At 55.1% G+C, this 8,098-nt stretch carries 7 protein-coding genes and 1 tRNA gene; 1 reads left to right on the forward strand and 7 read right to left on the reverse strand.

Annotated elements, in window-relative coordinates; genetic code table 11:
• Positions 1–223 precede the first annotated feature (223 nt).
• Positions 224–296 (forward strand) — tRNA-Thr (locus VI25_RS16875).
• A 247-nt stretch (positions 297–543) separates the two neighbouring features.
• On the opposite strand, the gene VI25_RS16880 is transcribed toward VI25_RS16875, so the two are convergent.
• The 7 genes from VI25_RS16880 to VI25_RS16910 form a co-directional block, all read right to left on the reverse strand.
• Positions 544–1,170 (reverse strand): hypothetical protein, encoded by a 627-nt coding sequence (locus VI25_RS16880; protein ID WP_045686893.1) that lies wholly within the window; start codon positions 1,168–1,170, stop codon positions 544–546.
• Between the two features lie 2 nt (positions 1,171–1,172).
• A complete protein-coding gene (locus tag VI25_RS16885) occupies positions 1,173–1,631 on the reverse strand; it encodes an acyltransferase domain-containing protein (protein WP_072144845.1) in 459 nt (152 codons plus the stop codon).
• A 135-nt stretch (positions 1,632–1,766) separates the two neighbouring features.
• A complete protein-coding gene (locus VI25_RS16890) occupies positions 1,767–2,450 on the reverse strand; it encodes a glycoside hydrolase family 108 protein (protein WP_072144846.1) in 684 nt (227 codons plus the stop codon).
• Between the two features lie 3 nt (positions 2,451–2,453).
• On the reverse strand, positions 2,454–2,870 hold the full coding sequence (locus tag VI25_RS16895) for a hypothetical protein (protein ID WP_045686891.1): 417 nt from the start codon (positions 2,868–2,870) through the stop codon (positions 2,454–2,456).
• Positions 2,871–2,878: 8 nt separating this feature from the next.
• Positions 2,879–3,235: a hypothetical protein gene (locus tag VI25_RS16900; protein WP_045686890.1), complete on the reverse strand. Its 357-nt coding sequence runs from the start codon at positions 3,233–3,235 to the stop codon at positions 2,879–2,881.
• A gap of 43 nt (positions 3,236–3,278) precedes the next feature.
• Positions 3,279–6,407, reverse strand: a complete 3,129-nt coding sequence (locus VI25_RS16905; RefSeq protein ID WP_152981673.1) for a hypothetical protein — start codon at positions 6,405–6,407, stop codon at positions 3,279–3,281.
• Positions 6,407–7,963 (reverse strand): hypothetical protein, encoded by a 1,557-nt coding sequence (locus VI25_RS16910; RefSeq protein WP_152981674.1) that lies wholly within the window; start codon positions 7,961–7,963, stop codon positions 6,407–6,409. Before VI25_RS16910 ends, VI25_RS16905 begins: the two co-directional genes overlap by 1 nt.
• Between the last annotated feature and the right edge of the window lie 135 nt (positions 7,964–8,098).

The raw sequence follows: 8,098 nt of genomic DNA on the forward strand, positions 1-8,098 counted from the left end.
GGCCGAATCGATGAAGCGCAACACCGTATTGATGCCCTTAAGAAGCAGCTAAAAGCAGTTCGCAGCTAGTGCCTGACAATCTACCTACTAAAAAGGTCCTGGCGTACGCCAGGACCCTTTTTTAGTAGGTAGATTGTCAGGTAGTTGCCATATTTTCATAATATTTTATTGCCCAAGAGTTGGCAAACTCCCACTCACCTACTAGTTTTGTCATATCAAAAAGGCCTCCTTAGCTCAGCTGGTAGAGCAACTGACTTGTAATCAGTAGGTCGTTGGTTCGATCCCGACAGGAGGCTCTTGATCAGTAAAACCCCTTGTAAATCAATGATTTACAAGGGGTTTTTTCTTTCTGTGCCCGTTTCTGTGCCTTTTCAGGATTGCTATCCTCGCCTAGCACCCCCTACTCCCCTATCCGGGCACGTTTTTATTCGAGGTGCGGCAATTCAACCAGGCTTGCGTAAGGCTTCAGCCGGCGCGTTTCAATTGGAAGATTAGTACGGTTAGCCAGCACATCTACTCGTGCCCCCTGTTGATGGTAGATGGTTAACGCTTTAGCCCCAAATCGGCCAACGTTTCGCGCGTTTGTTTGAAGGTTTCCCATTCCGGAGTTTCTGGCGCCAGAGCACTTAACAACTCCACGCCACGTAGTCCTTCTCGCTGCCCTGCAACACTGGAATACGGAAAGGGAGCTACCCCGAGAGGAGTAAATACGCGGTAGCCATCTTGCAAGGCCGCCTGTAATGTTTGATGCATCCGCACGGGAAGCTGCGGTGGCAGTAACCAGTACGCCGAGTCAAGGATCGTACCGACCGGAACTACCTGACCGAGCGTCGCTAAGTAGCAGGGCTTACGAGTCGGCAGGGGTTGAATCGGCCGCAATGGTTCTCGGAGCAACTCCTCGTGTTGTTTGAGAACTGGTGTATGGTAAGGCCAAATGGGAGGAGTACGCAATTGATAGGCCTTGAAACCGCGCTCTTGTACATACGCTTTCACGGCAACCATATCGGTTAGTTTTACAAAAAAACAGCACCGGCTTTCGTCTGCTTCCTGAATAACATGCAACCCGACTGGGCAGGTAGCAGCTAAGCTACATGCCTGCTCAAAGGCAACATTAATGACGAGTGCTCCATAAGTTGCCGTTTCGACTTGGCAAACCAGTGCTGGGCTCATGCTCACTCGCAGTGTGTCACGCAACGTGAGCCCACCCGCTGCATACATTGCCGCCGCTTCCCCACTGCTGATACCCAGCTAGCATCGGGTTCTATTCCCTGCGCCCGCCATAAGTCCGTCAAGGCTACTTGCACGACGACAATCAAGTGCTGCATGCGCACCTCGTCGGCTAGAAAATCAGGTCCAGCGGTGCCATCAAAATTGGCGAGCAACGAAGGACCGCCTAACTCCGCCAGAGCCGTCTCACACGCCTGCACAGTCGCCCGAAAGGCCGGCTCCTTCGCGTACAGTTCTTGGCCCACACCAACCCAGTATTGCCCACGGCCCCCAAAGACGAAGAGATGATACTGCGTCGTGTGGCGTAAGCGAAACCGCCGGATAGGGCGGCGAACTCGACGTAGGATTTTTTTAAGATTAATTGGAATATTACGAGATACAGTAGAACGAATTGAATCAGGCATAGCAGACTACAATAGCAGAGCGATAAAACTCTTAAAGATACAAACAGTCTTCGCATGACGAGTCTGATTTTACAGAAAAGCCCCGACTCACCGTCGAGGTTTTTTTGTTCGTGAATCAATACAGCGCACACCTTATTAGAAGTGCCGCTTCTCGGGGTGCTGATCACGCACCGTCGGCATGCCCTTCTTGGAAATGGTACCCGCCTGGGTCGGTGGGTAGACCGTGCAGCTGGCACAGAGCACCAGGCCCACCAATGCCAGCGAGACGCGCGACAGCCAGGACCGCATGAAGATTTCCTGGGTGGGGTTGCGCTCCGCCAGGCGCACGTAGAATTCGCCTTGCAGCACGTTAAGCACCTTTAGCACCATTTCTGGGTAGGCGTGCTTATTGAGGGCATTGATGGTAGCGGGGCCAACCTTGCCATCCTGCTGAATGTCCACCGTGTACTGCCCCCGGTTGTTGGTGACATTGATGGCCCGCTGCAAAAACTGCGCGGCCCGGCTAACACCCATGTTCACGGCCGTATCAAACAGCTCGTTGGCAATGCCCTGATGCTTGACCGTATCGAGGCGGAACACGTCCCAGAAGGTGCCCTTGTAAAAGGCGGCTGCCAGCGTCTTAAGCGCCGCATTGCTGTTGGCCGTACCGGGGAAGCCCGGTTGGCGCTTCAAGGCATCGACTATTTCCCAGCCCTCCCAGTTAGCGAAGTTGTTGCGCGAAACGCCGAGCATGGTTTCCCCGCCGGTATCGTGGGGGCTGTTGGCGTAGCCACCCTCATGCCGGGCGGTGATGGCGTAGGCGAGTTTAAAGTCGGCCATAGGTTAGTAGAGTTTAGGCCCGCCGGGCGGGATGGTGTCGTTTACAGTGGCCCCGTTCATGGTCAGAGAGTCCGTCTCTACCTGCGCCTTAACTTGGCGGGCATTGACCGTTGTTAGGGCCTTCAGCTTGTCGGCAACTTTGGGCAAGGTGCCAAACCCGAAGAGGCCCAGCGGAATCAAGAGCAAGCTTTCCGCCTGTGAGGGACTAATGCGGCCCGCGGCCAGCATGCACATCGTGAAGATGGCTAGCACCCAGGCCAGGATTTGGCGGGCGCTCAGCACGCCTTCCGTCTCGAAAATGCTGATGACGCGGCGCGGGGTCAGCTCGGAGCGGAGCCACCAGTACACCAGAGCGGTTATGCCAGTACCTAGTAGGTAGTGCCAATGGTTTTCTTGGAGCGTCGGTAGCTGTACTGTCATGGACTAGCTTATTTATGGGTGGTCATCCACTGGTCATGTATTGCTGCCCGCTGCTCTACCGAGCGCAGGCGCACGTCAATGTTGGCATGGACAGCATTGGCATCAGACTTTGCTTTCTCTAATTCTGCCACTCGCTGGGTCAGCGCCTCATTGCGGGCGTTCATGACTTGCACGGCTGTCAGCACTTCGCTCAGGCCTTTCGAGTACACGTCCATTTTGGTGGCCGCATTGCTCATGATGAAGGTCATAAGTGCTTGCACGAACAGAAGCAAGCCGCCGACTACCCCAGCGAGAATCCAGTTTTTAGTTTGTAAGCTTTCGCGAGAGGCTATCTTTTCAGCCGCCGCTTCTGTGCGCGTTGTCATCGGGAAAAAGCTATAGCAAAGAGGGGAAGAAATGGAGAGAAGCTTAGGGGTTGAGCACCACCACGAAGGGCAGCTCCGTAGCCGCAGCGCTGTAGTTGCCAGCCACGACGGCAGATGCCGTGGGCGTGTCGCTATGCAGGCTGAAATCATAGCGCGTGCCTGCCTTGGGCAAGGCCAGCGAGAAGGGTACCGAGTTATTATTTTCGGTTTTCGAGTAGATCACGTAGGCCGTGCGGCCCGCCGCATTCTGCATGCGGTCAACTAGCGGACTGAGGGTATCGACGTGACGGTAGCCCTTGAGCAGTTCCCGAGCCTGCACCAGTAAGTAGCCATTGGGACGGTATTGCACGGTCCTTGTGCCATCGGCGGCCGTAACCGTTTCCGTTACCCCCATGGTGCTATAGGTCTGGTAGGGCTCGGAAGGGTTGTCGTCACTCAGCTGGTAGTGTGACACGTATTGGAAGCCACCGCGGAAGCACAGGAAGAAGGCGGTACGCAGGCAGTGCACCCCTTGCCATTCTTTCTGGGTCCAGTTGCTGCCCGCGGGTGGATACACCAGGGCTTTTGATTGCACCTCATGCACGTTCACCCCGTCATTATCAACGTAGTTGATCTTCCAGCAAGTGCCGATCTCGCCCATAAACATAGGCTTATCGCCCATGAATCGCGCGTTGGCTTCCTGCAAGCGGTCTAGTTCACGCCCTAGATTAGACAACTCAGGCATTTGCGCCCGGGTCTTCTCGTCGGTATTTTGCTGCCCACTACCCGTATTGCTATAGGCGTGCACCTGTAGAATATCCCACGGAATCAAGGGGGTACCGTCCGGATTCAAGGGCGCAATTTTCGCCATCGTTTCCACGCAATCTATCAACCAGTCGGGCGTTACCGAAGCGGTGCCTGCATTGGATACTAGGACCGTGGGGTCGGCATCATGCACGCCCAACCACACCGAGTAAGCAAAGTAAGCATACTCCGCCCCCGACGTAAACACCTTGGTTCCTTTCCAGTCTTTGTCTACCTCATTCCAGATTTCCAAAATCTTGAGGTAGCCTAGCCCGATTTCTTCCGTGTAGAAAAGCTCGAAGTTGCCCGGGTAGAGCTGGTTGGTGCGGGAGTGTACGATAGCCGGGTCCAGGTTCTTGTTGCTGCCATACCGAGCCGTAATCTGGAAGGCCAAGTCACGCACCCACGCCCAGGCTTCCATACTGAGGCGGTTCGCGTAGGGAGGCAGCACGGGCGGCCACTCCGTAGTAAAGCGGTCGGCGGCATCGTACAGGTTTAAATGCCACGGGGCCAGTTCCTTCACGTCCAACACGACGATAGCGTTGTCGTCGTGAAAACGCTTCATCAGCGCATCGAGCTTGCGCCCAGCCGCGTCGATGTTGAAGACAAACTCATCCTTTACCGGATTGAGGTTCTTTACATCATCGTACACCCGCCCCCCGCCAAATCGTACCCACTTCTGGTACACGTCTTCTTTGACCCCTTCCCCATTCACCAGCTCGAAGTAGTGAGCATGTACCAAGGTGAAGTTTTCGAAGTCGTACTTCACCCGGGCTGGGATTGCTGGATAGGAGACGTTGTTGTACTCGCCTTCGTACTTGATGAGCGAAGGCGAATTGGCACCGATCAGCGTATACTTCAAGTACGAATCAGGGTCAGTTTTCACCGTGGCAACGTGGCGCGTGCCGCCTGTGTAGCGCGTGAGCACTACTTCTTCCCCCGTTTTCTTTACTTCCGAAATCGTCAGGTCAAAGCCATAGGGACGCGTGTCGCCAATGGTGATGGTCTGAATGCTTGGGCGCAAGCCGGGCAAGAACTTATGCCGGGAAACGCTGTAGAGTTCATCATTCGCCGTCTTGAACTTGCCGTTGTAGAAAGTAGAGTTTTCGTTGAAAGCCGTGTCGGCATCAAACGCCCGGCTGAAATAGTCGGTAGCCGGCGCTTGCAACGACACAATTTCCATCGGAGCATTTACCGGTATCTCTCCCGTTAGCCGCTGCACCACGGGCGTAGTGGTCGGTAAAGAACCTTCCCCTTCCAGCTTCAGCACGTTGAGCAGGTTGCTGGTTGCGTTGAAGGTAGAGCTACGGGCGCCCTCAACTTTTACGTTCAGTATAGGGCCACCTGCCAGCAGATAGCTTAGGTCCTGATAGAAGCACGCAGCTAGTTCTACTTCCCAGGTTACTGTATTCCCGACAATGACAGGCGCACTGATTTTAGCCAACCGCTTCTGCCGGCGGTAGTCTGCCAGCTGCTGGGGGTTGGGCATCCATAGCGCTACGCCTACTTCCAAAGCCTTGCTAATAAAGCCTTGGATGTACTGACGCAGCAAGATGCCCGAGCCCACGTAGGGGTTATGGCCGAAGATTGGGGCCGCGTGCTTTTTAGTTTTGGCTAGCGTCAAATGTTTGTCGCGCCAAGAGTTAAGTTCACTAAAGCCCGTCTGGCTTAGCTTGCCATCCATCAAGAAGCGATTGGAAACCACCCACGGTTTGTCGTAGGTGGTCATATTGATTTCCTCGCCCCAGAAAATATCCGGTTGATAGATGCCCGCGCCCGTACCATCAAAATTGGTGGAGAGCGCCAAATCGTACCCCATGACGCTAATGGTCGGCTCCACCTGGCCGGGAATGCCTGCAACAACGGCCATCGTACTTGGCACTCGCCCCGTTTCGCGCACGATAGTTTCGTGTCCTACCTGAAATTCTTGCAGCCAAGTACCAAGCTTGTTATCGTGGTTCTGGCTGTGGTTGGTCGGCGCGAACTGAGGATAGTTCTCGTACATTTCCCGGTACTCAGGCCAGGTAGTGCTAGAGCCAGGCTGCCCGTTGCGCTCAGGCGTGTGGTGCAGGTTCTGCGTAGGAGCACCGGCAATGGTGGCAAAGCCGTAGCCAACCGGAATGGTACCACCAGCGTTGTCGCTGGTGGTCAAGTCCCGCACATTGGGAAAAACCTCAGTAAAGTCAGGATAGTACGAATCATCCTTGTGCATCACCACGGCTAGCCGGGCATCAGCTAGCATGTCGGCAATGACGATAGCCGGCGCAACAGGTGCACTAGCGAAGGTGGCCGTAATGCGTACACGGTTCCCGGCCGGGGTAGTGGGCGGTGGCACCACTATCCCTGGCTTCTTCTTCGGGTCGAATCGGAGTCGGAACGTCGTCGCCATTATACGATAGCGTCAATGTCGATACGATCCAGACCAGTGCCAGCCAACACAGCCCCGCAGCGGTAGCCAGCCATGTTCCATGTCCGGTACTTCACCATCTCGGTTGTGTTGAAGTAGTAGTCCAAGTCGGTTATGCGTACGCCGTCTACATAGCAGCGCACATCCCGGCCGGAGCCATCGGCGCGCTCCACCGATTCGACCATAAATTCGGGCGTCGAGTTGGGAGAAACGAGTGCAGTGGACGTGATCTTTAGGGATGTTGCCCCATCATTTTCTACTCGCAGTAGATTCAGCTTACCTGTGCCAGCTTCCGTTACTAGCACCAAGCGGTTGGCCTTATTGATGGCATTGAAGATGATGCCCTGGGAAACGATGCTTGCCCCGAAGACAAGCTTTGCGCGCACTCGCATGTTGGCTGAGGGTGCAGGCAGGAAGGCGTAACCATTACCGCTCACCAGGTAGGCCGTGCCACTGCGAACACCCAGCACACCGTTGGCATCGACTACCCACGTCTGCCCCGTGTCCGCATTGCCAAGCGTAGTTGCCGAGTCAGCCCGGGTGAACGTATCACTCACTGCACCAGCTGGTGTTGTCGGAGTAGTGGGCGTGGTAGGCGTGGTGGTAGCTGCCATGGGAGTAGCACTGGCCGCATCGGATACGGAGCCGCCGGCATTAGTGGCCGTAGCGAAGTAGCTGACAGCGGTACCATTGGGGCGGCCGGTATCCGTGAAAGGGAAGCTGCTGGCAATGAGGGTGCCACTTGCTGAGGTGCCGCGGTAGAGTGCTAGCGTTACGCCTGTACCAACACCACCAGTAGCCGTAATAACTACCTGGCCATCACCAGGCGTTGCTGTGATATCAAGCGCCGTAGGCGGCGTAACGGTTGGCGTGGTAGGTGTAGTAGGCGTTGTGGTGCTTCCAATGGCAGCATAGACCTTATCAAGCTCAGGCTTCAGTAGGCCAACTAGGGCTATGATCTCTTCCGCAGTAGGAGGCGGCAACTTCTCCGAACTGGTATAGCCCGTAGCCGGGTCTATAAACAGGGCGCTTTGCATCTGCGCCAGTAGGGTTTGCAACTGGGTAAGCGTCGTTTGCAACTGCGTACCCTGCTGATTCTGCGTGCTCAAGATGGCAGCTACCCCCGTTTGGTCTTTCGCTATCTGCTGGGCTATTTCTCCTAGCGTATCCAAGGCAGAGGGAGCCGCCCCGATCAGAGAAGAAACAACCGAACTGGTCTGAGCCGCAACAGTCGAAGTAAGTTCGGATTTGGTAGTATAACCTGCCAGTTCTGAGCTTACGACTGTTGTAAGGTCCGTTTTCGTAGCGAAGCCGGACAGATCAATATTGCTGATACCATCCGAAACCTCGCCTTTCTTAGCGAAGGTGAGGTTTGCTTCTTCCTTGGTGTAGCGTTTCGCTACTTCCTCGGTAACCAACTCTACAATCTTCTCTAGTACATCAGCCATGTCGGATGGCTTGATGGAGAGCTTAAGAAATTTGTTTCTGATTTTCTTTGAAATCAGATCAAGTAACGCGTTTACGGAAATGGATGCCATAGGTGTTGGGGTTTAAAAGCCAAACTCGTTGCCGAATACTCCTTGCTCAGGCCGCGGGGCTGTGGGGTAATAGGGCGGGCGGCGTGGGCCCGGGGTGCGGCCAATGGCCTGCACGACCACGGTGGGCGGGCGGCC

The organism is Hymenobacter sp. AT01-02 (assembly GCF_000961955.2).
Classification (GTDB): Bacteria; Bacteroidota; Bacteroidia; order Cytophagales; family Hymenobacteraceae; genus Hymenobacter; species Hymenobacter mucosus.

Coding starts and splice junctions, on each gene's coding strand:
- VI25_RS16885 (WP_072144845.1), bottom strand. CDS start 1,631: ATGCCTGATTCAATTCGTTCTACTGTATCTCGTAATATTCCAATTAAT.
- VI25_RS16900 (WP_045686890.1), bottom strand. CDS start 3,235: ATGACAACGCGCACAGAAGCGGCGGCTGAAAAGATAGCCTCTCGCGAA.
- VI25_RS16895 (WP_045686891.1), bottom strand. CDS start 2,870: ATGACAGTACAGCTACCGACGCTCCAAGAAAACCATTGGCACTACCTA.
- VI25_RS16905 (WP_152981673.1), bottom strand. CDS start 6,407: ATGGCGACGACGTTCCGACTCCGATTCGACCCGAAGAAGAAGCCAGGG.
- VI25_RS16890 (WP_072144846.1), bottom strand. CDS start 2,450: ATGGCCGACTTTAAACTCGCCTACGCCATCACCGCCCGGCATGAGGGT.
- VI25_RS16880 (WP_045686893.1), bottom strand. CDS start 1,170: ATGAGCCCAGCACTGGTTTGCCAAGTCGAAACGGCAACTTATGGAGCA.
- VI25_RS16910 (WP_152981674.1), bottom strand. CDS start 7,963: ATGGCATCCATTTCCGTAAACGCGTTACTTGATCTGATTTCAAAGAAA.